Origin of the sequence: Streptomyces sp. NBC_00045 (genome assembly GCF_045041095.1) — a bacterium.
Taxonomy (GTDB): domain Bacteria; phylum Actinomycetota; class Actinomycetes; order Streptomycetales; family Streptomycetaceae; genus Streptomyces.
Window position 1 is genome coordinate 2,216,892 of record NZ_CP108271.1, and the last position, 22,883, is coordinate 2,239,774.

Here is a 22,883-nt window from a genome sequence, read left to right on the forward strand (position 1 = left end):
TTCTGCCGGTGCGGGGCCGATCGTTCGAGGCAAACGACAGGGCCCGTGCAGCGCTCCATCGCGCTGACCGGACCCTGCGTTCACGTCTTGGTGCCTAGCCCTGCTACCTGAGACTTAGAGCTGACCGCCGACGAAGACGGTCAGGTCGACGAGGCGGTTGGAGTAGCCCCACTCGTTGTCGTACCAGCCGACGACCTTGACCTGCGTACCGTCCTGAACCATGGTCAGGGAGGAGTCGAAGGTGCAGGAAGCCGGCCAGTTCACGATGTCGGAGGAGACGATCGCGTCCTCGGTGTAGTCGAGGATGCCCTTGAGCTGCCCCTCCGCGGCCTTCTGGAAGGCGGCGTTGATCTCTTCCTTGGTGGTCTCGCGGGAGAGCTCCAGGACGAGGTCGGTGACCGAGCCGGTCGGGACCGGGACGCGCATGGCGATGCCGTCCAGCTTGCCCTTGAGCTGCGGGAGGACCAGCGCGGTCGCCTTGGCGGCACCCGTCGAGGTCGGGATGATGTTCTCGGCGGCGGCGCGGGCGCGGCGCAGGTCCGAGTGCGGGAAGTCCAGGATGCGCTGGTCGTTCGTGTACGCGTGGACCGTCGTCATCATGCCCTTGACGATGCCGAAGTTCTCGTCGAGGACCTTGGCCATCGGCGCCACGCAGTTGGTGGTGCAGGAGGCGTTGGAGATGACGTGGTGGTTGGCGGCGTCGTACTTGTCCTGGTTGACGCCCATCACGATGGTGATGTCCTCGTCCTTGGCCGGAGCCGAGATGAGGACCTTCTTCGCGCCCGCGGCGATGTGCTTGGCGGCGTCGGCCTTCTTGGTGAAGATGCCGGTGGACTCGATGACGATGTCGGCACCGAGCTCCCCCCAGGGCAGGTTCGCGGGGTCGCGCTCGGCAAAGGTCTTGAAGGTGTTGTCGCCGACCGTGATGGTGTCGTCGGTGTGGGACACCTCGGCCTTGAGGCGGCCCAGAATGGTGTCGTACTTGAGAAGGTGCACCAGGGTCGCGTTGTCAGTCAGGTCATTGACACCGACGATCTCGATGTCCGCTCCCTGCTCAAGGAGCGCCCGGAAGTAGTTGCGGCCAATTCGGCCAAAACCGTTGATGCCTACGCGGATCGTCACGAACCGATCTCCTCGTTGGTGCGCCGGCCTGTCCCGCCGGCGAGCTGTATGGGATGTCCCCGACCGCTTACGACCCTACCTCTCCGTGAGCTTTTGAGTGACATCGGCCGGGACCTGACATTCCCCCTGCCACAGGGGGACCGCCGCCGGGGCACCGCACCGGGCACTCGGTGCGGCACCCCGGGGACCTCGGCCCCCGTCACTCAGGGTGAGCGACGGAGGCGTTGTCGATCAACGATGCAGCGACCGGAGCGCCTTACCGACGAGTACGGCTCGGTCCGCCGCCGCCGGCAGGTGTTCGAGGCCGAAACCGAGGAGCACGGTGTTACGCGTAGTGACCGACGCGTACGACTTGAACAGCTCCCCGGACCGGGACCAGTCCCCCGGAACCACGGGGCTTCCCGCAGGGGCGCCCTGCGCGGTCCATACCCCCAGCGAAGTCTCGAACCCCTCCGCGGGCTGGTCGGCTCCGCCGACGGAGACGCGCGCGTCGTCCGCGAAGAGGCCCCGGCCGCCGGAACCGCCGTCCGAAACGTACGAGAGGGAGACCTCTACGGTCTTGCCCGCGTACGCACTCAGGTCGAAGGTGACCTGCTTCCAGCCGTCGGAGGACCCGGTGAAGCTGTTCCACTGGCCGCTGGTGCCGTTGGCGGTGCAACCGGCGCTGTCGAGGGTGAGGTAGTGCTTCAGGAAGGGGTGGCCGTTGACGTAGAACCCGGCCTCGCACTCCGTCGGGACGGCGCTGCTGGTCAGGCCTCCCGCCTCGGGCAGCGTGGTCCAGTCCTCGGCGCCGCTGGTGTGGGCCTCCAGGACCGCGTGGTCGTAGCCCTGCTCGGTGTTCCAGTTCAGGGCCATCTTGAGCTGCGGCCTGTCGGCGGCGGTGACCTTGGTCAGGTCGACCGTGCGGGTCAGCCGCTTCCACTCGTCGTCCTCGTGGGTGGCCGCCGCCATCCACGCGCCGGCGTAGGGGGCGTACGGGTTCACGACCCCGGCGTACTGGCCCGCCTGCGCGCTCTTGAACTGCGGGAACTGCGCCGCGGGCAGGGAGTCGGAGGTGACCGCGTAGGAGCCGGGGGCGTTGAGCGGGTTGCCCGTCGCGTCGCCCAGGCCGCCCTTGGCGCCGGTGAGGGCACCCGTACCGGCGAAGCCGGTGGCGCCGCGGGCACTCATACGGCTGTAGGCGCCGAGGTAGTACTGGCTGAAGTCGTCCGTCACGGCGCGGCCGACCTGGGCGTTGCCGCCCGCGAGTTCACCGGCCTCGATCAGCTTGCCGCCCTCGTTGAGGAAGTCCCGAACGGCGAGCTGGGTGTCGCCGCCGGGGGTCTTGGCGCCGGTGTAGTGGACGGCCGTGCGGAAGTGGGAGAGCACGCCGAGGGGGTGCGGGACGCCCTGGACGGCCACGTCCCAGACAGCCGCCGACCTGCCGTTGGCGCGCAGGGCGTCGACGTACTCCTGCGCGTGCTGCGCCTTGGCGCCCTCCTCCGCGATCACCAGCACGTCGGCGCGGGGCCGCTGGGCCACCGTGTACGTGAAGTGCTCGCTGGAGACCTGCCGGCCGGAGCCGTCGCGGCCGGTGAACCAGACCTCGACCTTGTCGCCGGGCTTGGCTCCGTCCACCTTTGCCCGGTACTCGTCGAACCAGTTGTTGTCGTCGCCGCCGTAGACGTCGCCGCCCTTCCAGGCCTTGAGTCCGTCGTCGTGCGTGCGGCCGCCGTTGATGCGGAACTTGAGCTGCTTGTCCTTCAGCGCCTTGCGGGCCGTGACGGAGACCGTCTGGTCCTCTCCCTTGGCCACGTAGGAGGTGGTGAAGGGGTCCGGGGTGAAGTCCGCGGCGCTCAGGCCCACGGAGGACTTGGGCTGGTCCGGGTGGGCGGCGCTCTCGCCGACCGCGAGGGCGAAGGAGACGTTCTTCGCGAACTCCGCCTGGATGAGCTTCTCGTCGTCCGGGAAGTTGAACCCGGACTGGCAGTCCTCGGGCTTCCACCGGTCGTTGGGGTCGCTCGCGGAGGCCGTCTGGCAGGTGGTCATCTCCGGCGTGAACATCATGACGCCGTTGACGTTCGCGGCGTGGCCGTCGGCCTCGCCGTTGGTGGTGTAGAGCTCGGAGGAGATCTGCGGGTAGTAGCCCGGGATCGCGGAGTTCTCCGGGGTGCCGGCGAGCGCCTTGTACGCGACGTCGTCCGGGGTCGGGGTGGCCACCTGCCAGCCCACGCCGTAGAGCAGCAGCTCGGACGCGGAGTGGTAGTTGATCGCGTACTTGAAGCCGATGCGCTTCTCGAACTTGTCGAGGGCGACGGTCTCCGGCTCCGAGGACGCCTTGGCTCCGCGGTAGGTCTCGTTCGACTGGTTCGGCGAGGAACCCTCGTTGTCGTAGCCCCACTTGTAGGCGAAGTTCCGGTTGAGGTCGACGCCGTCGCCGGTGGTGATCTTCCCGTCGCCGTTGTTGTCGCGCAGGTTCTTGCGCCACAGCCGGTCGCCGCCCGGGGAGTGCGTGTAGTCGTACCCGTCCGGGTTGGCGGACAGCAGGAACCACAGCTCGGTGGAGTCCACCAGCTTGGTGATCCGCTGGTCCTTGCCGTAGTTGTCGAGGGTGTGGTGCATCAGCCGCCGGGTCATCTCCGGGGTGATCCACTCGCGGGCGTGCTGGTTGGACATGTAGAGCACGGACGGCTTGTCGCCGTCCTTGGTCGTGCGGGCGTTCTTGGTGACCTTCAGGGCGAGGATGTCCTTGCCCTGGACGGTCTTGCCGATGGAGACCACCTTGGCGAGGCCGGGGTTGGCCTGGGCGGTCTTGAGGATCTCCTCCTGGAGTCCGCCCTTGCCGCTGTAGGGGCGGAACACCCCGTCGCCGACGACCTGGGAGCGGGCCGCGCTCGCGGGGACCTTGTGCTCGGCGAGCTTGACGCCCTGGCCGGCGAGCTCCCTGGCCTGGCCGCCGGTGAGGAACAGCTCGACCTTGGCGGTCCCGGTCTCCGGGGCGCGTTCGGTGAGCTCGTGGGCGTCCTGGCCCGCGGCGAGGAGGAGCGGGATCTGCTCCTTGGTGACGTCCGCGTCGTAGACCCGAACCTCGTCGGCGCCGGGTGCTGCGTCCGCTGCGGGCTGGGCGTGGGCCGCCGGGAGGGCGGCCAGTGTGGTTCCGAAGACGAGTGCGCTTGCGGCGAGGATCGATCTCGCGCGGTGCCTCATGTGCCCCCCTGGGCGTCGTCTGCCACGAAAGCGTTTCGGACGACAGGCTCACGATCAGGCGATGCTCATGTCAATGGGGCGTGTCTCAAAGGGGCCCGCACGGGTGACGTGCGGGCCCCTTTGAGACGTACGGTCGGGCGTACGGGGGAGGTACGGCCCCGGTCCTCGCGACGCGTACGGGTACGGGTACGCAGCGCGGCCGCCGGGTACGGGTCGCGGCCGGGCCGCTGCCTAGCCGGCCATGTTGTCGGCCAGGTCCTCGCTGAGGTTCGACTCGGTCCCCGGGATGCCGAGGTCCTGCGCCCGCTTGTCGGCCATCGCCAGCAGACGGCGGATGCGGCCCGCGACCGCGTCCTTCGTCAGCGGCGGGTCGGCGAGCGCGCCCAGCTCCTCCAGGGAGGCCTGCTTGTGCTCCATGCGCAGCCGGCCGGCCGCGGCGAGGTGCTCGGGCACCTCTTCCCCGAGGATCTCCAGGGCGCGCTGGACCCGGGCTCCGGCCGCCACCGCGGCCCGTGCCGAGCGGCGCAGGTTGGCGTCGTCGAAGTTGGCGAGGCGGTTGGCGGTGGCGCGCACCTCGCGCCGCATCCGCCGCTCCTCCCAGGCCAGCACCGACTCGTGGGCCCCGAGCCGGGTCAGCAGGGCGCCGATCGCGTCACCGTCGCGGACCACGACCCGGTCCACACCGCGGACCTCGCGCGCCTTGGCGGCGATGGACAGCCGGCGGGCGGCACCCACCAGGGCCAGGGCGGCCTCCGGACCGGGGCAGGTCACCTCCAGCGAGGAGGACCGTCCCGGCTCGGTCAGCGAGCCGTGGGCCAGGAAGGCGCCGCGCCAGGCCGCCTCCGCGTCGCAGGTGGCCCCGGAGACCACCTGCGGGGGAAGACCCCGGATGGGTCGGCCGCGGCCGTCCACGAGCCCCGTCTGGCGCGCCAACTGGTCACCGCCGGCCACGACCCGGACGACGTACCGGCTGCCGCGGCGCAGCCCGCCGGGAGCCATGACGACCAGGTCCGAGGAATGGCCGAAGATCTCCAGGATGTCCTTGCGCAGACGCCGGGCAGCGATCCCGGTGTCCAGCTCCGCCTCGATGACGATCCGCCCGCTCACCAGGTGCAGCCCGCCCGCGAACCGAAGAATCGCCGAGACCTCCGCCTTCCTGCAGCAGGTCCGGGTGACGGGGAGCCGGGAGATCTCATCCTTCACCGCTGGCGTCATCGCCATGGGCCGATCCTTCCATGCATCCGAAAAATACGGTCGTACGCGGCGGCGAGCAGCTCCGGGTCATGCTTCGGAGAGCCGTCTTCCCTGGCCACCGGCGCCAGCTCGACCGCGGCACCGAACCGTTTTGCGGCATCGGCGAGGGACTCGCGGTCGGGCACGGCGGCCTCGTCGGCCAGCACCACGTCCAGGGCGAGTTTAGGGGCGTGTCGGGCCAAAACCTCCAAATGACGCTGCGGAGAGAAGCCCTCTGTTTCACCGGGCTGCGGCGCGAGGTTCAGCGAGAGGACCCGCCGGGCCTTGGTCTCGATCAGCGCGTCGAGCAGTTCCGGCACCAGCAGGTGCGGGATCACGGAGGAGAACCACGATCCCGGGCCGAGCACCACCCAGTCGGCGTCCAGGACCGCGGCGACGGCCTCCGGCACGGCCGGCGGATCTCCGGGCACCACCTGTACGGAGAGCACCTCGCCGGGGGTGGTGGCCACGGTGGCCTGCCCGCGGACGGTGTCGACCTCGTCCGGGCGGCTCTGGTCGTGGCCGCGGACCAGCGCCTGGAGCTCCAGCGGGACCGCAGACATCGGCAGCACCCGGCCCTGCGCGCCCAGCAGCTTCCCGACCAGGTCGAGGGCCTGGACGGGGTCGCCGAGCTGTTCCCACAGGGCGACGATCAGCAGGTTGCCGACCGCGTGCCCGTGCAGGTCGCCCTCGGACTGGAAGCGGTGCTGGATGACGCGGGCCCAGGTCTGGCCCCAGTCGTCATCGCCGCACAGCGCGGCCAGCGCCTTGCGCAGGTCGCCGGGCGGCAGCACGCCGAGCTCCTCGCGGAGCCGGCCGCTGGAGCCGCCGTCGTCGGCGACGGTGACCACGGCCGTGAGCTCGCCGGTGATCCGGCGCAGTGCTGCCAGGGAGGCCGACAGACCCATGCCGCCGCCGAGGGCGACGACCTTGGGTGCGACCACCTTGGGGGCTGCGCCGCGGCGGAGCCCGGTGCGGCCGGCGCCGTCCTCGCCCCGCCCCGAGGTGAGGCGGCGCAGGCGGCGCAGCCGCAGGGTGCGTCCGGTCACTCGCGCCCCATGTCCCGGTGGACTACGACGGTCTCGACTCCCTCGGAGGCGAGGCGGGCAGCGAGCTTCTCGGACATGGCCACACTGCGGTGCTTGCCGCCCGTGCAGCCGACCGCGATGGTCACGTACCGCTTGCCCTCGCGGCGGTAGCCGGTGGCGATGAGCTGGAGCAGCTCGGTGTAGCGGTCGAGGAACTCCTTGGCGCCGGGCTGGCTGAAGACGTAGCCCGACACCTCCGGGTTGAGGCCGGTGAAGGGGCGCAGCTCCGGGACCCAGTGCGGGTTCGGGATGAAGCGGCAGTCGACGACGAGGTCGGCGTCGACGGGGAGGCCGTACTTGTAGCCGAAGGACATGACGGTCGCCCGCAGCTCGGGCTCCTCGTCGCCCGCGAACTGGGCGTCCATCTTCGCCCGCAGCTCGTGCACGTTCAGGCTGGAGGTGTCGATGACCAGGTCGGCGTCGCCGCGCAGCTCGCGCAGCAGGTCGCGTTCGGCGGCGATGCCGTCGGTGATGCGGCCGTCGCCCTGGAGGGGGTGCGGGCGGCGGACCGACTCGAAGCGGCGGACCAGCGCGTCGTCGGAGGACTCCAGGAAGACGATGCGGCGGGTGACGCCCTTGCTGTCGAGGTCGGCGAGGGACTCGCGCAGCGCGTCGAAGAACTGGCGGCCGCGGACGTCGACGACGACGGCGATGCGCGCCACGTTGCCCTGCGAGCGGGCTCCGAGCTCCACCATGGTGGGGATCAGTGCCGGCGGGAGGTTGTCGACGACGAACCAGCCGAGGTCCTCCAGACACTTGGCCGCCGTACTGCGGCCGGCCCCGGACATGCCGGAGATGATCACCAGCTCGGGGATGGCCGCCTCGGCGGTATCTCCGGGCTCCACTGTCGTGCCCGTACTCACCTGTGCTCCGTCTCGGTCGTGCTCGGTCGTCTGATCGGCCGTCTGGTCGGTCGTCTGGTCGGTCGTCTGGTCGGTCGTCTGGTCGGTTTCGCGCTCGGTCATTGCTCGGTCCCCCGTTCGGACGATGTCCCCCAGCCTCCGCTGGGAGGTGCCCCCACCTGCGGGGTGGGGTGCTCATCCTCAATGATCTCTCCTGTCGCCGTGTTGACGGCAGGACCAGCGGGAACCGATCGGGCGAGGGCCGCGGCCACGGTCTCGGCCGTCTTGCGACCTATGCCCTGGACCTCGCAGATCTGCTCGATTGTCGCCTGTCTCAGCTTTTTCACCGAACCGAAGTGCTTGACCAGGGCCTGCCTGCGGCTTTCCCCGAGGCCGGGCACTTCGTCGAGCGGGCCGGCCTTGAGCCGCTTTCCGCGCTTGTTCCGCTGGTACTGGATGGCGAACCGGTGGGCTTCGTCACGGACCCGCTGGAGCAGGTACAGCCCCTCGCTGGTGCGGGGCAGCACGACCGGGTCGTCCTCGCCCGGCAGCCAGACCTCCTCCAGCCGCTTCGCCAGCCCGCACACGGCCACGTCGTCGATGCCGAGCTCATCCAGTGCCCGCTGGGCGGCGGCCACCTGCGGCTGCCCGCCGTCGACCACCACGAGCTGCGGCGGGTAGGCGAACCGCTTGGGCCGGCCGTCGTCCTCGGCGAGGGTACTCCCGCCGTCCTCCACGTCCTGTGCGTCCTCCGGGGACCACTCCCCCGTCTTCAGCTTCTCCTGGAGGTAGCGGCGGAAGCGCCGCGACACCACCTCGTGCATGGAGCGGACGTCGTCCTGCCCCTCGAACGACTTGATCTGGAAGCGCCGGTACTCGCTCTTGCGCGCCAGGCCGTCCTCGAAGACGACCATCGAGGCCACCACGTCGTCGCCCTGGAGGTGCGAGATGTCGAAGCACTCGATGCGCAGCGGCGCGCCGTCCAGGTCGAGGGCCTCGGCGATCTCCTCCAGGGCCCGGGAGCGGGTGGTGAGGTCGCTGGCGCGCTTGGTCTTGTGCAGGGCAAGGGACTGCTGCGCGTTGCGGTGGACGGTCTCCATCAGGGCCTTCTTGTCCCCGCGCTGCGGGATGCGCAGGCTGACCTGGGCGCCGCGCCGCTCGGCCAGCCACAGTGCCAGCGCCGGCGTGTCCTCGGGGAGCGCCGGAACCAGCACCTCCTTGGGAACGGCCTCGCCCTTCTCCTCCCCGTAAAGCTGCTGGAGGGCGTGCTCGACGAGCCCGGCGGTGTCGACGGCCTCCACCTTGTCGGTGACCCAGCCGCGCTGCCCGCGGACCCGACCGCCGCGTACGTGGAAGATCTGGACGGCCGCCTCCAGCTCGTCCTCGGCGACCGCGATCAGGTCGGCGTCGGTGGCGTCGGCGAGCACGACGGCGTTCTTCTCCATGGCCCGGCGCAGCGCCCCCATGTCGTCGCGCAGCCGGGCGGCCTTCTCGTACTCCATCTCCTCGGCGGCCTCGTGCATCTGCTTCTCCAGCCGGGACAGGTACGTCCCGGTGCGCCCGGCCATGAAGTCGCAGAAGTCCTCGGCCAGTTCGCGGTGCTCCTCGGGGGTGACCCTGCCGACGCAGGGGGCGGAGCACTTGCCGATGTAGCCGAGCAGACAGGGCCGGCCGATCTGCGCGGAGCGCTTGAACACGCCAGCGGAGCAGGTCCGTACCGGGAACACCCGCAGCATCAGGTCGACGGTCTCGCGGATCGCCCAGGCGTGTCCGTACGGTCCGAAGTACCGGACGCCCTTCTTCTTGGGCCCGCGCATGACCTGGACGCGCGGGTATTCCTCGTTCATCGTCACGGCGAGGGAGGGGTAGCTCTTGTCGTCCCGGTACTTGACGTTGAACCGGGGGTCGTACTCCTTGATCCAGGAGTATTCGAGCTGGAGCGCCTCGACCTCGGTGGAGACGACGGTCCACTCGACGGAGGCGGCCGTGGTCACCATCGTGGCGGTACGCGGATGCAGACCGGCGACGTCCTGGAAGTAGCTGGCCAGGCGTTGGCGCAGGCTCTTGGCCTTCCCGACGTAGATCACCCGGCGGTGCTCGTCGCGGAATCGGTAAACCCCCGGGGAGTCGGGGATCTGCCCCGGCGCGGGACGGTAACTGGAAGGGTCGGCCATGCCAACACCCTACTGGCGGGGGCTGACAACGTGCCCGTACCACCACCCGCCCCGAGAACCCGGAGCCCCGCCCGCTCCACCCCCGCCGACGCTTGAGGCACGGGCCCTTCCAGCCGCCCGGCGATCGAGCCGCCAGGCCCAGGCGGAGCCCCAGGCCCCTCCAGCCCGCCCGACGATCGAGGCGCTGGGCCCGGGCCGAGCCCACCCCTCCAGCCCGCCCGGCGATCGAGGAGCCGGGCCCGGGCCGAGCCCACCCCGCCAGCCCGCCCGACGATCGAGCCGCCAGGCCCAGGCGGAGCCCCGCGCCCCTCCAGCCCGCCCGGCGATCGAGACGCCAGGCCCGGGCGGAGCCCACCCCGCCAGCCCGCCCGACGATCGAGCCGCCAGGCCCGGGCGGAGCCCCAGGCCCTCCCAACCCGCCCGACGATTGAGGGCCGGGCCCGGGCAGAGCCCCGCGCCCCTCCAGCCCGCCCGACGATCGAGGCGCTGGGCCCGGGCCGAGCCCACCCCGCCAACCCGCCCGACGATCGAGGCGCCAGGCCCGGGCAGAGCCCCGCGCCCCGCCAGCCCGCCCGGCGATTGAGGGCCGGGGCCGGGCGGGGCACGGTGAACGGGAGAAGGGCGGGGCGGGGAGAGGGCAACCGCAGGGCCCGGACGGCCGACGGGCCGCCCGGGCCTGGGGCCGCGCCCCGGCTGGTCAGGCGGTGGCGCGGCCCCGCCGGGACCTGCGCACCGCGATCACGCCGGCCGTGCAGAGCGCGAGCGCCCCCGCCACGCCCCCGGCGGCGACCGGCGCCACCGCGAGACCGGCGAGACCGGCGGGAGCGGCGGGAGCGGCGGGAGCGGCGGGAGCGGCGGGAGCGGCGGGAGCGGCGGCCGCGTAACCCCCCGCCCCGCCCGCCTTCGCGTACGCGGACCCCGGCAACTTGTCCCCGTACGCCCGGGTCACCCGCGACCGGTACGAGCCGAGGCTGGTGCCCCCGGGGCCGACGGCGCGCTCGGCGTCCTCGTCCAGCGGCAGCACCAGGCTGCCCCCGGCCACGTACCAGGCGTCGATCTGCGGTTCCCGGAACACCGTCCCGCCGGGCAGTTTCGCGGCGCCGAGCTGCGCGTAGCGGAATTCGTCGTCGCCGGTGGCGATGTTCACGACCTGCCATCCCGCCTCGGTCTCCGCGGTCCACAGCGCGGCCTGCTGCCCGTCCGAGGAGACCGCCTTGCTGGCGAGGAACTCCAGCCGGGCCACGGGCGCCCCGGCCTTGCCGGCCACGAAGTCCGGGGAGAGGTAGCTGACCGGTATCGCCTCGCCTTCGATCCGCGGCCGTGCCGCGTCCGGCGCGACCTTGCCCTCGCGGGCGAAGAAGCGGGAGAGCGTGGCGAGCGTGTCGGGGGCGATGGCCGCCCGCCCGGCCGCGGCCCTGGTCTCGGCGGTGACGGAGCGGGGCTGCGGCACGGGGGCCGCCGAGGCCTGCGGGACCGGTACGACGAGGACGGCGACGGCGGTCGCGGCGAAGACCGCGGTGGCGGCACGCTTGGTCATGGCGTTCACGCCCCGATCCGGTAGAGGGAGTGGGTCCAGGAGAAGGTGCCGTTGTCCACGTACCAGGCGTGGGAGGCCCAGTTGTAGCGGTCGCTGGACGGCCACGGGTCGCCCCAGTAGACCCAGCTGTTGGCGGTGTCGTAGCCGTAGATGACGTGCATGTGGCCGCCGCCGTTCGACCACTGGATCCGGGTCTCGACGGGCCGGTTGGCGTCGATCTCGCCCTGCACGGTGGCGTAGCGCAGCCAACCGCTCACGTACGAGCCGGAGTTGATGCCGGCCCAGTTCAGGGCGGTCTGGACGTTGCCCAGGTTGGCTTGGTCGTTGGGGCAGTCGTAGCCCTGCTGGCGGTTGAAGGCGGCGTTGCAGAACTGGTTCTGGGTGTAGTTGCGGCCGAACCAGGTGGCGATGGTGTTGCCGCTCGCGGCCCAGCACCAGTTGGTCTTCTGCTGGGCCTGCATGGTGATGTTCAGGCGCTTGTACGCCAGGGCAGCGCCGGCGGCGGAGCCGGCGCCGGATTCGCGGGCGGCGACGGTGGCGGCACCGGCAGGGCTGGGGCTGGGCGTGGTACCGACGGCGGTGGCGGTACCGGTGGGCAGGACGAAGAGCACGGCGGTGACGACGGCGGCCAGGGAAAGCCGCCGGTTTCGGTTGCGCATCGCGTTCCTCCCGTGTGGGGATCTCCCCGGGTGGGGCCGGGGAGGGTGGGGATGGAGGAGCGCGTCCGGACGCTGCTGAGGAGCATCAGGGTGTTGTCGCGATCAGGTCAACAGGCTTCAATACGCCCTGACATTGCTGTGTGAACGGCAAGACCGCAGTGTGAACGACTGCCGTCCTGTCACCTGGACCCCGGGCGCCACCGGCGAGCTCTCCCGTCCCACCGCGCGTGAACGTTCACAGGAGGAGCCGTCATGCCGTCGACCGGGCAGAGCGTGCAGAGCGTGCAGAGCGTGCAGAGCGTGCGGGGCGGCGCGCAGGCGAACGCGCAGGAGCTCGGCCACCTGCTGCGCGCCGGTCCCTTCCATCTCGCACTGCGCGCCGCACTCTCCGCTCGCGGCCTGCCCCTGCACCGGGTCCAGCACCGCCTCGCGGCCCGCGGCATCAAGCTCGGCGTGACCAGCCTCAGCTACTGGCAGCAGGGCGCCCGCCGGCCGCGCCGCCCGGAGTCCATGAAGGCCGTACGGGCCCTGGAGCAGATCCTCGAACTGCCCGGGGGGACCCTGCTGCGGCTGCTCGCCGACCCGGAGGGCGCCGGGCCCGGGACGGTCCGCCCGCCGGCCCGCTCGTACCGGGCCCTGGTCAGCGTGGGCGCGGCGGTGGAGGGCCTATTGGCCGGCATGGAGCTGCCCGCCGACGGCGGCCTGCACACCGTCGGCCACCACGAGCGGGTGCGGATCGGCGCGGGCGGCGAGTTGCTGGGCCGCGAGTCCCAGCACGTCGTACGGGCCCACCGCGACGGCGTCGACCGGTACCTCGCCGTCCACCACGGCGATCCCGGCTGCGACCCGGCCCGGGTCCGCGTCCGGGCGGACGAGAACTGCCGGACCGGCCGCGTCCGCTGGCACCGGGAAGCCGAGGTGCTGGTCGCCGAACTGCTCTTCGACGCCCGGCTGCGCGCGGGCGACACGTACGTCTTCGGCTACGGCTTCGAGGACGGAACCGGCGGCCGCTGCACCGAGTACGTGCGCGGGTTCAGCTACAGCGGCGGGCAGTACGTGCTCCAGGTCCGCTTCGACGAGGCGGCGCTGCCGGTGCGCTGCCGGCGGTTCAGCCGGTCCGGGCCGGGGGCACCGCGCAACGGACTGGCGGACCTGACGCCGAGCGGACGCCACCGCGCCGTGCACCTGGTGGAGCCGGACGTGCGGCGCGGACTGCTGGGCATCGACTGGGACTGGGCGTAGCGCCCGGCCCCCGCCGCGGTCTTCCTGCCCCCGCGCCGGATCAGCCCGCGATGAGCTTGCCGCCCTCGGCCTTGACCGGGACGGCGGGCAGCGGTTCGGCGGCCGGGCCGCGCAGCACCTTGCCGGTCGTCACGTCGAAGCGGCTGCCGTGGCAGGGGCAGTTGCCCTCACCCTCGACGATCTTGTCCAGGACGCAGCCGGCGTGCGTGCACTGCGCGCTGAACGCCTTGTACTGGCCCTCCGCGGGGCAGCTGACGACCAGCTTCTGCTCCCGGAACAGCTTCGAGGAGCCCACCGGGACCGCGGACGCGGCGCCGAGCTCCACCGGGGCGGCCGGGACCGCCGGGGAGCCGGAACCGCTGTTGCCCTCGGTGGAACAGGCAGCGAGTGCCGCTCCGCCGCCGACGGCCCCCGCGAGGGCGGCGGCGCCCTTGAGCACGGTACGACGGGCGGCGGACTGCGACGCGGACATGCGGTTCTCCTGGCCTGGGGGTTCTGGTGGTGCTGCTGGTGTTCCCGGTTCTGCCGGGTCTGCCGGGTCTGCCGGGGGTCTGCCGGGCACCCCGACGATACCGCCGCCCTGTTCCGCCGCCCGATGGGATACCTTCCCCCGCGTGATCGTCGTCGGTGGAGAAGCCCTGATCGACCTCGTGCCCGTGGCGCAGCCGCCGGGTGCGCTCGTGCCGCGGCCGGGCGGGGGGCCGTACAACACCGCGCTGGCGCTGGGCCGGCTCGGTGCGGAGGTCGCGTTCTGCTCGCGGGTCTCGTCGGACGGCTTCGGCGAGAGCCTGCTCGCCGGGCTGCGCGCCGCCGGGGTGGACCTCTCACTGGTCCAGCGCGGGCCCGAGCCCACCACCCTGGCCGTGCCCTCGCTGGCCCCGGACGGCTCGGCGGCGTACGGCTTCTACGTGGAGGGCACGGCCGACCGGCTGTTCACCCTGCCCGAGGCGCTCCCCGCGGGCACCCGGGCCCTGGCGCTCGGCACCTGCTCCCTCGCCCTGGAGCCGGGCGCGAGCGCGTACGAGGCCCTGTTGCGCCGGGAGTCCGGGCGCGGGCTGCTGACGCTGCTGGACCCCAACATCCGCCCGGCGCTGATCACGGACCCGACGGCGTACCGTGCCCGGTTCCTGAGCTGGCTGCCCTACGTGTCCGTCCTCAAGCTGTCGGAGGAGGACGCCCGGTGGCTGGGCGGGCGGGTCTCGGACTGGCTGGCGGCGGGGCCCTCGGCAGTGGTGCTGACCCGGGGTGAGGACGGCCTGGTGGTTCGCACCCGGGAGGGCGCGCAGTACACGGCGGCGGCCCGACGGGTCGTCGTGGCGGACACGATCGGCGCGGGCGACACCGTCAACGCGGCCCTGCTGCACCGCCTGGCGGGCCCGTCGGCTCCGGCGGGTCCGGCCGACGGCCCGGTGGACTGGCCGGGGGTCTTGGCCTACGCGGCCCACGCGGCGGCGCTGACCTGCACCCGGGCGGGCGCGGAGCCGCCGTACGCGGCGGAGCTCAGCGGATAGCGGCCCACAGGGTCCGGGCCACGGCCGGGGCGAACTCCTCGACCGGGCGGACCACCTCCGGGCCGCAGAAGTGCAGGAAGAAGGCACGCTGGAAGCAGGCGCCGAGCAGCAGCTCCGCGGCGGCCTCCGGATCGGCGTCGGGGCGCAGCCGCCCCCGTTCGAGCTCGCGGCGCAGCCGGCCGGTGAGGGCGTCGCGTACGACGTGGGGGCCGGTGCCGATCTCCTGGACGCCTTCGCGGTGCCGGGTCAGCAGGGCGGGCTCGGCGAAGAGCGAGGCGGCCATGGGCATGGCGTCGGCGTAGAACAGCGAGGCGTGCCGGGCGATCGCGGCGAGCCCCTCCTCCACGGAGCGCTCGGCGTGGTCCCGGGCGAGTTCCGTCATGAGCGGCCCGGCGTTCGGGGTGCGCTCCATGAGGACGCGCACGAAGAGTTCCTCCTTGTTCGCGTAGTGCTTGTAGAGCGCGGCTTCGGAGCAGCCGGCCTCGCGGGCGATGGCGGTCACCGGCCCGTCGGTACGGGCCATCGTGTCTGCGATGGACCGGGCGGGCGTGAGCCGCTTCGCGGCGGTGAGCGCGGCCCCCGTCGGTCCTGACGTCGAGAGCGACGGGATCATGGCTCGGAAGGTCTTCCTCCCGCTGCTGCGGTGGGCCCTGCGCGACCTGTACGCGGACCTGGAGGTCATGGAGGCCGTGATCCGGGCGAGCGGGACCCGGTGGACGGTGATCCGCCCGCCGCGCTTGCTGAACAAGCCGCGGACCGGGAGCTACCGCCGGGTCATCGGTGCCAACGTCCCGGGAGCCCGGACCATCTCCCGCGCGGACGTCGCGGACGCCCTGCTGGTGTCGCTGACGGACCCGTCGACCGCAGACCGGGCGGTGGGCGTGGCGGCCTGACGGCTCGGCCCGGGCCGCGGTACGGCGTCCGGTACCAGCAGGCGGTCCCCACGGGGGTGGGGCCACCACGGTCGGCGGACACCGCGCCACGGCCCCGGAGCGGGCCCCGGCCCGGTGTGCCCGCACGCGGGCACACCCGGGACGGGGCAGGGTCCGGCTCGGCGTCGCACGAGCCGGAGCGCCCGCCCGGTCTCCGGAGCCCGAAACCCCGGGGTCAGGCCTTGCGGGCCCGCGTCGCGGTCTTCTTCGCCGGCGCGGCCTTCTTCACCGCAGCGGTCTTCTTGGCCGGGGCCGCCTTCTTCGCAGCGGCGGCCTTCTTGGCGGTGGTCTTCTTCGCCGGGGCGGCGTCCAGGGCCGCGTCCGAGACCCGCTCCGCACCGAGGATGTCCCGCAGGAACTTGCCGGTGTGGCTCGCGCCCACCGAGGCGACCTGCTCCGGCGTTCCCTCGGCGACCACCAAGCCGCCTCCGTACCCGCCTTCGGGGCCCATGTCGATGACCCAGTCCGCGGTCTTGACGACATCCAGGTTGTGCTCGATGACGATCACCGAGTTCCCCTTGTCCACCAGGCCGGAGAGGACCTTGATCAGCTTGCTGATGTCCTCGAAGTGCAGGCCCGTCGTCGGTTCGTCCAGCACGTACACCGTCCGGCCCGTCGAACGCTTCTGCAGCTCGGACGCCAGCTTCACGCGCTGGGCCTCACCGCCCGACAGCGTCGGCGCCGACTGGCCGAGCCGGACGTACCCGAGTCCCACCTCGTTCAGCGTCTTGAGGTGCCGCGCGATCGTCGGCACGGCCTCGAAGAAGTCCAGCGCCTCCTCGATCGGCATGTTCAGGACTTCGGCGATGGACTTGCCCTTGTAGTGGACCTCCAGCGTCTCCCGGTTGTACCGGTCGCCGTGGCAGACCTCGCACGGGACGTACACGTCCGGCAGGAAGTTCATCTCGATCTTGATGGTGCCGTCGCCGGAGCAGTTCTCGCACCGGCCGCCCTTGACGTTGAAGGAGAAGCGGCCCGGCAGGTAGCCGCGCACCTTCGCCTCCATGGTCTCCGCGAAGAGCTTGCGCACGTGGTCGAAGACGCCCGTGTACGTCGCCGGGTTGGACCGCGGGGTCCGGCCGATCGGCGACTGGTCGACGTGCACCACCTTGTCGACGAGGTCGTCCCCGTCCACCCGCGTGTGCCGTCCGGGCACGGACCGGGCGCCGTTCAGCTCGCGCGCCAGGTGCGTGTAGAGGATGTCGTTGACCAGGGTCGACTTGCCCGAGCCCGACACGCCCGTCACCGCGGTGAGCACGCCCAGCGGGAAGGACACGTCGATGTCCCGCAGGTTGTTCTCCTTGGCGCCATGGACGGTCAGCTTCCGGTCCCCGTTCACGGGCCGGCGGATGTCGGGCACCGCGATGGACCGCTTGCCCGACAGGTACTGCCCGGTCATCGACTCGCCGTTCTTCAGCAGCTCCTTCAGCGAGCCGCTGTGCACGACCTTGCCGCCGTGTTCACCGGCGCCCGGGCCGATGTCCACGACCCAGTCGGCCACCTTGATGGTGTCCTCGTCGTGCTCGACGACGATCAGGGTGTTGCCCATGTCCCGCAGCCGCACCAGCGTCTCGATCAGCCGGTGGTTGTCCCGCTGGTGCAGCCCGATGGACGGCTCGTCCAGCACGTACAGCACGCCGACCAGGCCGGAGCCGATCTGCGTGGCGAGGCGGATGCGCTGGGCCTCGCCGCCCGAAAGGGTGCCCGCGGCGCGGTTCAGCGACAGGTAGTCCAGGCCGACGTCGACGAGGAAGCGGAGCCGCTCGTTGACCTCCTTCAGGACGCGCTCGGCGATCTTCTTGTCACGGGCGTCGAGCCGCATCCGCCCCAGGAAGTCCGCGCACTCGCTGATCGACATCGCGGCCACCTCGGCGATGGACTTGTCCATCACCGTGACCGCGAGCACGATCGGCTTGAGCCGGGTGCCCTCACAGGTCGGACAGGGCACCTCGCGCATGTAGCCCTCGAAGCGCTCGCGGCTGGCGTCGCTCTCGGACTCCGCGTGCCGGCGCTTGACGAACGGCACGGCGCCCTCGAAGGCCGTCGTGTACGCCCGCTCCCGGCCGTACCGGTTGCGGTAGCGGACCTCGATCTGCGTCTTGTGCCCGTACAGCAGGGCCTTCTTCGCCCGCTGCGGCAGCCCGGCCCACGGGATGTCCGTACGGAAGCCCAGCTCCCCGGCGAGCGCGCCGATCAGCCGCTGGAAGTAGTCCTTGGTGTGGCCGAGGGACCACGGGGAGACCGCGCCCTCGTCGAGGGACTTGTCCTCGTCGGGGACGATCAGCTCCGGGTCCACCTCCATGCGCGTACCGATGCCGGTGCACTCGGGGCAGGCGCCGAAGGGCGAGTTGAAGGAGAAGGAGCGCGGCTCCAGCTCTTCGAAGGACAGGTCGTCGTACGGGCAGTAGAGGTGCTCGGAGTACATCCGTTCACGCTCGGGGTCGTCCTCGGCGAGGTCGACGAAGTCCAGGATCACCATGCCGCCGGAGAGGCCGAGGGCGGTCTCCACGGAGTCGGTGAGCCGGCGCTTGGCGCTCTCCTTGACGGTGAGGCGGTCGATGACCACCTCGATGGTGTGCTTCTCCTGCTTCTTCAGCGTGGGCGGCTCGGAGAGCTGGACGGTCTCCCCGTCCACCCGCGCACGGCTGTAGCCCTTGGTCTGGAGGTCGGAGAACAGGTCGACGAACTCGCCCTTGCGCTCGCGCACCAGCGGCGAGAGCACCTGGAAGCGGCTGCCCTCGGGGAGGGCGAGGACCTTGTCGACGATCGCCTGCGGCGACTGGCGCGAGATGGGACGGCGGCACTCGGGGCAGTGGGGCTTGCCGATGCGCGCGAAGAGCAGGCGGAGGTAGTCGTAGACCTCGGTGATGGTGCCGACCGTCGAGCGCGGGTTGCGCGAGGTCGACTTCTGGTCGATCGAGACGGCCGGGGAGAGGCCCTCGATGAAGTCCACGTCGGGCTTGTCCATCTGCCCGAGGAACTGGCGGGCGTACGACGAGAGCGACTCGACGTAGCGGCGCTGCCCCTCGGCGAAGATCGTGTCGAAGGCCAGGGAGGACTTGCCCGACCCGGAGAGTCCGGTGAAGACGATGAGTGAGTCGCGGGGCAGGTCGAGCGAGACGTTCTTGAGGTTGTGCTCGCGAGCGCCACGAACGATGAGACGGTCGGTCACGCCGGTCCGCACCTTTCTTGAGAGAGCGGGGGCACGAGCCCCGGACTGTCCAGGGTATGGGGGGCGCCTCTGCGATGGAGAAGAGCTTGGACTTCGAGCGTATAGCACGCGCATTCGATTTACGGCACTCCGCAGACGGGTTCACCCGTTCGTGTGGGCAGGGCCCGGCGGCACTAGGCTCGGACCCATGACTGATCATGTGCACGACCTGCAATCAGTACGTGAAGCCACGGACCGACTGCTGACCGCGGTCGCGAAACTGGACAACGCCGCCCTCGCCGAGGAGTCACACCTCCCCGGCTGGACCCGCGGCCATGTGCTGGCCCACCTGGCGCGCAACGCCGACGCCCTCGTCAACGTCTTCGCGGGCCGCCCCATGTACGAGAGCGCCGAGGCCCGCGACTCCGACATCGAGCGCGACGCCCCGCGCGCCCTGGAGGTCCAGCTCGCCGACCTGCGCGAGACGCACGCCGGCTTCCTGGCCCAGACCTCGCAGGACCAGGACTGGTCGCGCACCGTCGAGCTGCGCAACGGGGTCACCGACCTCGCCGCCAACGTGCCGTTCCGCCGTCTCGTCGAGATCGAGCTGCACCACGTCGACCTGAACATCGGCTACGAGCTCTCCGACCTCCCGGAGGAGTTCACCGCCCGCGAGATCGCCTTCCTCGCCGACCGCTGGTCCGGGAACCCCTCGGTGCCCCCGGTCACCCTCCAGGCCGAGGGCGACGGCAACGGCACCACCTGGCACACCGGCGGCACCGGGGGCGGCCCGATCACCCTGGTCGGCACCGGAGCCGAGCTGCTCGGCTGGCTGGCCGGGCGCGCGGACAAGGGCGCGCACCTCACCGTCGTCGGCGGCCTCCTCCCGGCCCTTCCCCCGCTCTAGGATCAGCACATGACGTACAGCGGAGCAGTCAAGGTCGGCGGTCCGGCCGACGTGCACGAACTCCCGGACCTGATGATTTCCAAGGTCGCGGTGGGTCCCATGGACAACAACGCGTACCTGCTGCGCTGCCGGGCCACCGACGAGCAGCTGCTGATCGACGCGGCCGCCGAGCCGGAGACCCTGCTGCACCTGATCGGTGACGACGGCATCGCGTCCGTCGTCACCACCCACCGGCACGGCGACCACTGGGGCGCGCTCCAGGCCGTGGTCGAGGCGACCGGCGCACGCACGTACGCGGGCGCCGACGACGTCGAGGGCATCCCGGTGGCGACCGACGTGCCCGTGGCGGACGGGGACGTGATCCGGGTCGGCCGGGTCACCCTGACCGCCCGCCACCTCGTCGGACACACCCCGGGGTCGATCGCGCTGGTCTACGACGACCCGCACGGGCACCCGCACGTGTTCACCGGCGACTGCCTCTTCCCGGGCGGCGTCGGCAACACCGGGGGCGACGCGAAGGCCTTCGCCAGCCTCATCGACGACGTGCAGCATAAGATCTTCGAGCAGCTGCCGGACGAGGCCTGGGTCTACCCGGGGCACGGCAACGACACCACGCTCGGCGCGGAGCGGCCGCACCTGGCCGAATGGCGCGAGCGCGGCTGGTAACGCACGCCCGGTCCTGGTCAACACCGCGACAGGAAGCACTCCTTCCGGTCGAAGATGACCGAACGCACGTCCTGGGGGTGTGGGGCGGGGTAGTTGCTGCACCATGCAACGAGACCCCTCCCCCGCCCTCCCCCGTTCCGCGGTTCCTCCCCGCCCGCCCTCGATGCTGCGGATCGCTTGGGCCTCGCTCGCCGGAACCGCCATCGAGTTCTACGACTTCTTCGTCTACGGCACGGCCGCGGCCCTCGTGCTCGGCCCGCTCTTCTTCCCGTCGTTCTCCCCGCTCGCCGGCACCCTCGCCGCCTTCGCCACCTTCGGCGTCGGCTTCTTGGCCCGCCCGCTGGGTTCCGTGGTCTTCGGCCACATCGGCGACCGCTATGGCCGGCGCCCGGTCCTGCTCGGCTCCCTGCTGCTGACCGGCCTCGCCACGGTGGCGGTCGGCTGCGTGCCCACGTACGCGACCATCGGCATGGCGGCGCCCCTGCTGTTGCTCGTGCTGCGCTTCCTCCAGGGCCTCGGCCTCGGCGGCGAGTGGGGCGGCGCGGTCCTGCTGACCGCCGAGCACGCCCCCGAGCAGCGGCGCGGACTGTGGGCGAGCTTCCCGCAGGCCGGTCCGGCGGTGGGCTTCCTGCTGGCCAACGGCCTCACCCTCACCCTGTCCGCGACTCTGACCGACGGCCAGTTCGCCGCCTGGGGCTGGCGCGTACCGTTCTGGGCGGCGGGCGTGCTGGCCCTCGCCGGCCTGTGGCTGCGCCGCTCGGTGGAGGAGACCCCGCAGTTCCGCGCGCTCGCCGAGACCGGCCGGCGCTCCGACGCCCCGCTGTCCGAGGTGGTGCGCGGGCACTGGCGGCTGCTCCTGCTGACCGGCGGGGCGCTGTCCACCGGGTACGCGGTCTTCTACGCGGTCACCACCTGGTCCCTCGCGTACGCCACGGAGCACCTCCGGGTGGACCGGACGGTGATGCTGGCCTGCATCATGGCGGCCGTCGCGCTCAAGGGGCTGATGACCCCGGTGGTGGCGGTGCTGGGCGACCGCCACGGACGGAAGCCTCTGTGTCTGGTGGGTAGCGCGATGTGCCTGGTGTGGATGTTCCCGTTCGTCGCGCTGCTGCGGACGGCGGACCCGCTGCTGATGACGCTGGGCTGCCTCGGCGGCCTGCTGGGCATGGTGACGATGTTCGCCGTGGTGGGCGCGTACCTGCCCGAGCTGTACGCCCCGCGGATCCGCTGCACGGGCGCGGCCGTGGGCTACAACCTGGGCGGCGTGCTGGGCGGGGGGCTGACCCCGATCGTGGCGACGGCACTGGCGGACGGCTCCGGTCCGCCGTGGGGCGTGGCCGTGTACCTGACCGCGGTCGCCGTGCTCGGCCTGGTCTGCTTCGTGCTGCTGCCGGAGACGAACCCGACGCTCGTCCGGGCCCGGACAGGTCTCGGTTCGAAGTCGGGCCCGGACGCGGGTACGGGAACGGGGGCGGCCGAAGCGGCCGCCCCCGCATAGCCCGCGGCACGGGCGCTAGGCGTCGACGCTCTCCGGGCGGGCGGCGGCCTCGGCGGCCGCCTGCCTCTTCGAGGCGATCAGGCTGGTGATCGTGGTGATCACCAGGACACCGCAGATGACGCCCAGGGAGACCGGGATGGAGATCTGCGGGACGTGCACCCCGGATTCGTGCAGGGCGTGGAGCACCAGCTTGATGCCGATGAAGCCGAGGATGACGGACAGGCCGTAGCTGAGGTGGACAAGCTTCTTGAGCAGGCCGCCGATGAGGAAGTACAGCTGGCGCAGACCCATCAGGGCGAAGGCGTTGGCCGTGAAGACGATGTACGGGTCCTGGGTGAGGCCGAAGATCGCGGGGATCGAGTCCAGGGCGAACAGCACGTCGGTGGTGCCGATGGCGAGCATGACGACCATCAGCGGAGTCAGGACGCGCTTGCCGTTGTTGCGGATGAAGAGCTTGGTGCCGTGGTAGCGGTCGGCGACGCCGAACTTCTTCTCGATCGACTTGAGGAGGCGGTTCTCCTCGAACTCTTCTTCCTCCTCGTCCTTGCGGGCCTCCTGGATCAGCTTCCACGCGGTGTAGATCAGGAACGCGCCGAAGATGTAGAAGACCCACGCGAAGGAGGTGATGATCGCGGCGCCGGCGGCGATGAAGACGGCGCGCAGGACGAGGGCGATCAGTACGCCCACGAGCAGGACGCGCTGCTGGAGGTGGGAGGGCACCGAGAACTTCGCCATGATCAGGACGAAGACGAAGAGGTTGTCGACGCTCAGGGACTTCTCGGTGATGAAGCCGGCGAAGAACTCCTGGGAGGCCTGGCCGTTGCCGAAGTACAGCAGGCCGAGCCCGAAGAGCGCGGCCAGGACGATCCAGACGACCGTCCAGATGCCCGCTTCCTTGACGGAAACGTCGTGCGGTTTGCGGCCGATGAAGAAATCGGCGCCGATCAGGATGCCCAGACCGAGAATGGTCAGCACCCAGAGGGTCAACGAAACGTCCACTGTCTATTCGCCTCCGGCAGATGGCTCAGCACACATGTCAGCGTCATCGCTGCCGGAGGTCTCTTCCACCCGGGCGGCCTGGAGGCCGTGGGCCAGCGCCCCGGGGCCGACTGCGCGCTCGTGGCCGCAGTGGTCC

General features: G+C 71.5%; 18 protein-coding genes. 6 read left to right on the plus strand and 12 right to left on the minus strand.

The window, feature by feature from the left end; translation table 11 throughout:
• Positions 1 to 114: 114 nt before the first annotated feature.
• From gap to OHA65_RS10535, 8 genes are all read right to left on the minus strand, one after another.
• Entirely contained in the window at positions 115 to 1,122 is a 1,008-nt protein-coding gene (gene gap / locus OHA65_RS10500; RefSeq protein WP_327282858.1) for a type I glyceraldehyde-3-phosphate dehydrogenase, read from the minus strand.
• Positions 1,123 to 1,353: 231 nt separating this feature from the next.
• On the minus strand, positions 1,354 to 4,308 hold the full coding sequence (locus tag OHA65_RS10505; RefSeq protein ID WP_405761771.1) for a M14 family zinc carboxypeptidase: 2,955 nt from the start codon (positions 4,306 to 4,308) through the stop codon (positions 1,354 to 1,356).
• Positions 4,309 to 4,539: 231 nt separating this feature from the next.
• On the minus strand, positions 4,540 to 5,529 hold the full coding sequence (gene whiA, locus OHA65_RS10510; protein WP_030160342.1) for a DNA-binding protein WhiA: 990 nt from the start codon (positions 5,527 to 5,529) through the stop codon (positions 4,540 to 4,542).
• Positions 5,520 to 6,590: a uridine diphosphate-N-acetylglucosamine-binding protein YvcK gene (gene yvcK, locus OHA65_RS10515; RefSeq protein ID WP_327282860.1), complete on the minus strand. Its 1,071-nt coding sequence runs from the start codon at positions 6,588 to 6,590 to the stop codon at positions 5,520 to 5,522. The genes whiA and yvcK overlap by 10 nt, the downstream gene beginning before the upstream one ends.
• The gene (rapZ, locus tag OHA65_RS10520) at positions 6,587 to 7,594 is read right to left on the minus strand and encodes an RNase adapter RapZ (protein WP_405761773.1); all 1,008 of its coding nucleotides are present in this window, start codon (positions 7,592 to 7,594) and stop codon (positions 6,587 to 6,589) included. The genes yvcK and rapZ overlap by 4 nt, the downstream gene beginning before the upstream one ends.
• Positions 7,591 to 9,645, minus strand: a complete 2,055-nt coding sequence (gene uvrC, locus OHA65_RS10525; protein WP_405755511.1) for an excinuclease ABC subunit UvrC — start codon at positions 9,643 to 9,645, stop codon at positions 7,591 to 7,593. Before uvrC ends, rapZ begins: the two co-directional genes overlap by 4 nt.
• Before the next feature lie 697 nt (positions 9,646 to 10,342).
• Positions 10,343 to 11,182 (minus strand): hypothetical protein, encoded by an 840-nt coding sequence (locus tag OHA65_RS10530; RefSeq protein ID WP_405761775.1) that lies wholly within the window; start codon positions 11,180 to 11,182, stop codon positions 10,343 to 10,345.
• Between the two features lie 5 nt (positions 11,183 to 11,187).
• A complete protein-coding gene (locus OHA65_RS10535) occupies positions 11,188 to 11,841 on the minus strand; it encodes a papain-like cysteine protease family protein (RefSeq protein ID WP_405761776.1) in 654 nt (217 codons plus the stop codon).
• 252 nt (positions 11,842 to 12,093) lie between these two features.
• Here OHA65_RS10535 and OHA65_RS10540 point away from each other — a divergent pair, with 252 nt between their 5' ends.
• Entirely contained in the window at positions 12,094 to 13,083 is a 990-nt protein-coding gene (locus OHA65_RS10540; RefSeq protein ID WP_327282864.1) for a hypothetical protein, read from the plus strand.
• Between the two features lie 40 nt (positions 13,084 to 13,123).
• Here the strand turns inward: OHA65_RS10540 and OHA65_RS10545 are convergent, their stop codons facing one another.
• A complete protein-coding gene (locus OHA65_RS10545; RefSeq protein WP_327282865.1) occupies positions 13,124 to 13,555 on the minus strand; it encodes a Rieske (2Fe-2S) protein in 432 nt (143 codons plus the stop codon).
• A 142-nt stretch (positions 13,556 to 13,697) separates the two neighbouring features.
• On the opposite strand from OHA65_RS10545, the gene OHA65_RS10550 reads away from it, so the two are divergent.
• The gene (locus OHA65_RS10550) at positions 13,698 to 14,594 is read left to right on the plus strand and encodes a carbohydrate kinase (RefSeq protein ID WP_328762381.1); all 897 of its coding nucleotides are present in this window, start codon (positions 13,698 to 13,700) and stop codon (positions 14,592 to 14,594) included.
• Here the strand turns inward: OHA65_RS10550 and OHA65_RS10555 are convergent.
• Complete coding sequence (locus OHA65_RS10555) at positions 14,584 to 15,207, minus strand: TetR/AcrR family transcriptional regulator (protein WP_327282867.1); 624 nt, start codon at positions 15,205 to 15,207, stop codon at positions 14,584 to 14,586. The genes OHA65_RS10550 and OHA65_RS10555 overlap by 11 nt on opposite strands.
• Between OHA65_RS10555 and OHA65_RS10560 the strand changes: the two genes are divergently transcribed.
• Positions 15,128 to 15,487: an NAD(P)-binding oxidoreductase gene (locus OHA65_RS10560; RefSeq protein ID WP_327282868.1), complete on the plus strand. Its 360-nt coding sequence runs from the start codon at positions 15,128 to 15,130 to the stop codon at positions 15,485 to 15,487. The genes OHA65_RS10555 and OHA65_RS10560 overlap by 80 nt on opposite strands.
• A 214-nt stretch (positions 15,488 to 15,701) precedes the next feature.
• Here the strand turns inward: OHA65_RS10560 and uvrA are convergent, their stop codons facing one another.
• Positions 15,702 to 18,698, minus strand: coding sequence for an excinuclease ABC subunit UvrA (gene uvrA, locus OHA65_RS10565; protein WP_329313185.1), 2,997 nt, complete (start codon positions 18,696 to 18,698; stop codon positions 15,702 to 15,704).
• A 187-nt stretch (positions 18,699 to 18,885) separates the two neighbouring features.
• On the opposite strand from uvrA, the gene OHA65_RS10570 reads away from it, so the two are divergent.
• The 3 genes from OHA65_RS10570 (at position 18,886) to OHA65_RS10580 (ending at position 21,748) form a co-directional block, all read left to right on the plus strand.
• Entirely contained in the window at positions 18,886 to 19,584 is a 699-nt protein-coding gene (locus OHA65_RS10570; RefSeq protein ID WP_327282870.1) for a maleylpyruvate isomerase family mycothiol-dependent enzyme, read from the plus strand.
• Between the two features lie 9 nt (positions 19,585 to 19,593).
• Positions 19,594 to 20,250, plus strand: coding sequence for an MBL fold metallo-hydrolase (locus OHA65_RS10575; RefSeq protein ID WP_327282871.1), 657 nt, complete (start codon positions 19,594 to 19,596; stop codon positions 20,248 to 20,250).
• 163 nt (positions 20,251 to 20,413) lie between these two features.
• Positions 20,414 to 21,748: an MFS transporter gene (locus OHA65_RS10580; RefSeq protein WP_405761778.1), complete on the plus strand. Its 1,335-nt coding sequence runs from the start codon at positions 20,414 to 20,416 to the stop codon at positions 21,746 to 21,748.
• A gap of 15 nt (positions 21,749 to 21,763) precedes the next feature.
• Here OHA65_RS10580 and OHA65_RS10585 read toward each other — a convergent pair whose 3' ends face one another.
• Positions 21,764 to 22,747 carry a TerC family protein gene (locus OHA65_RS10585; RefSeq protein ID WP_327282872.1) on the minus strand — a complete coding sequence of 328 codons (984 nt, stop codon included), beginning with the start codon at positions 22,745 to 22,747 and terminating at the stop codon, positions 21,764 to 21,766.
• Positions 22,748 to 22,883 lie beyond the last annotated feature (136 nt).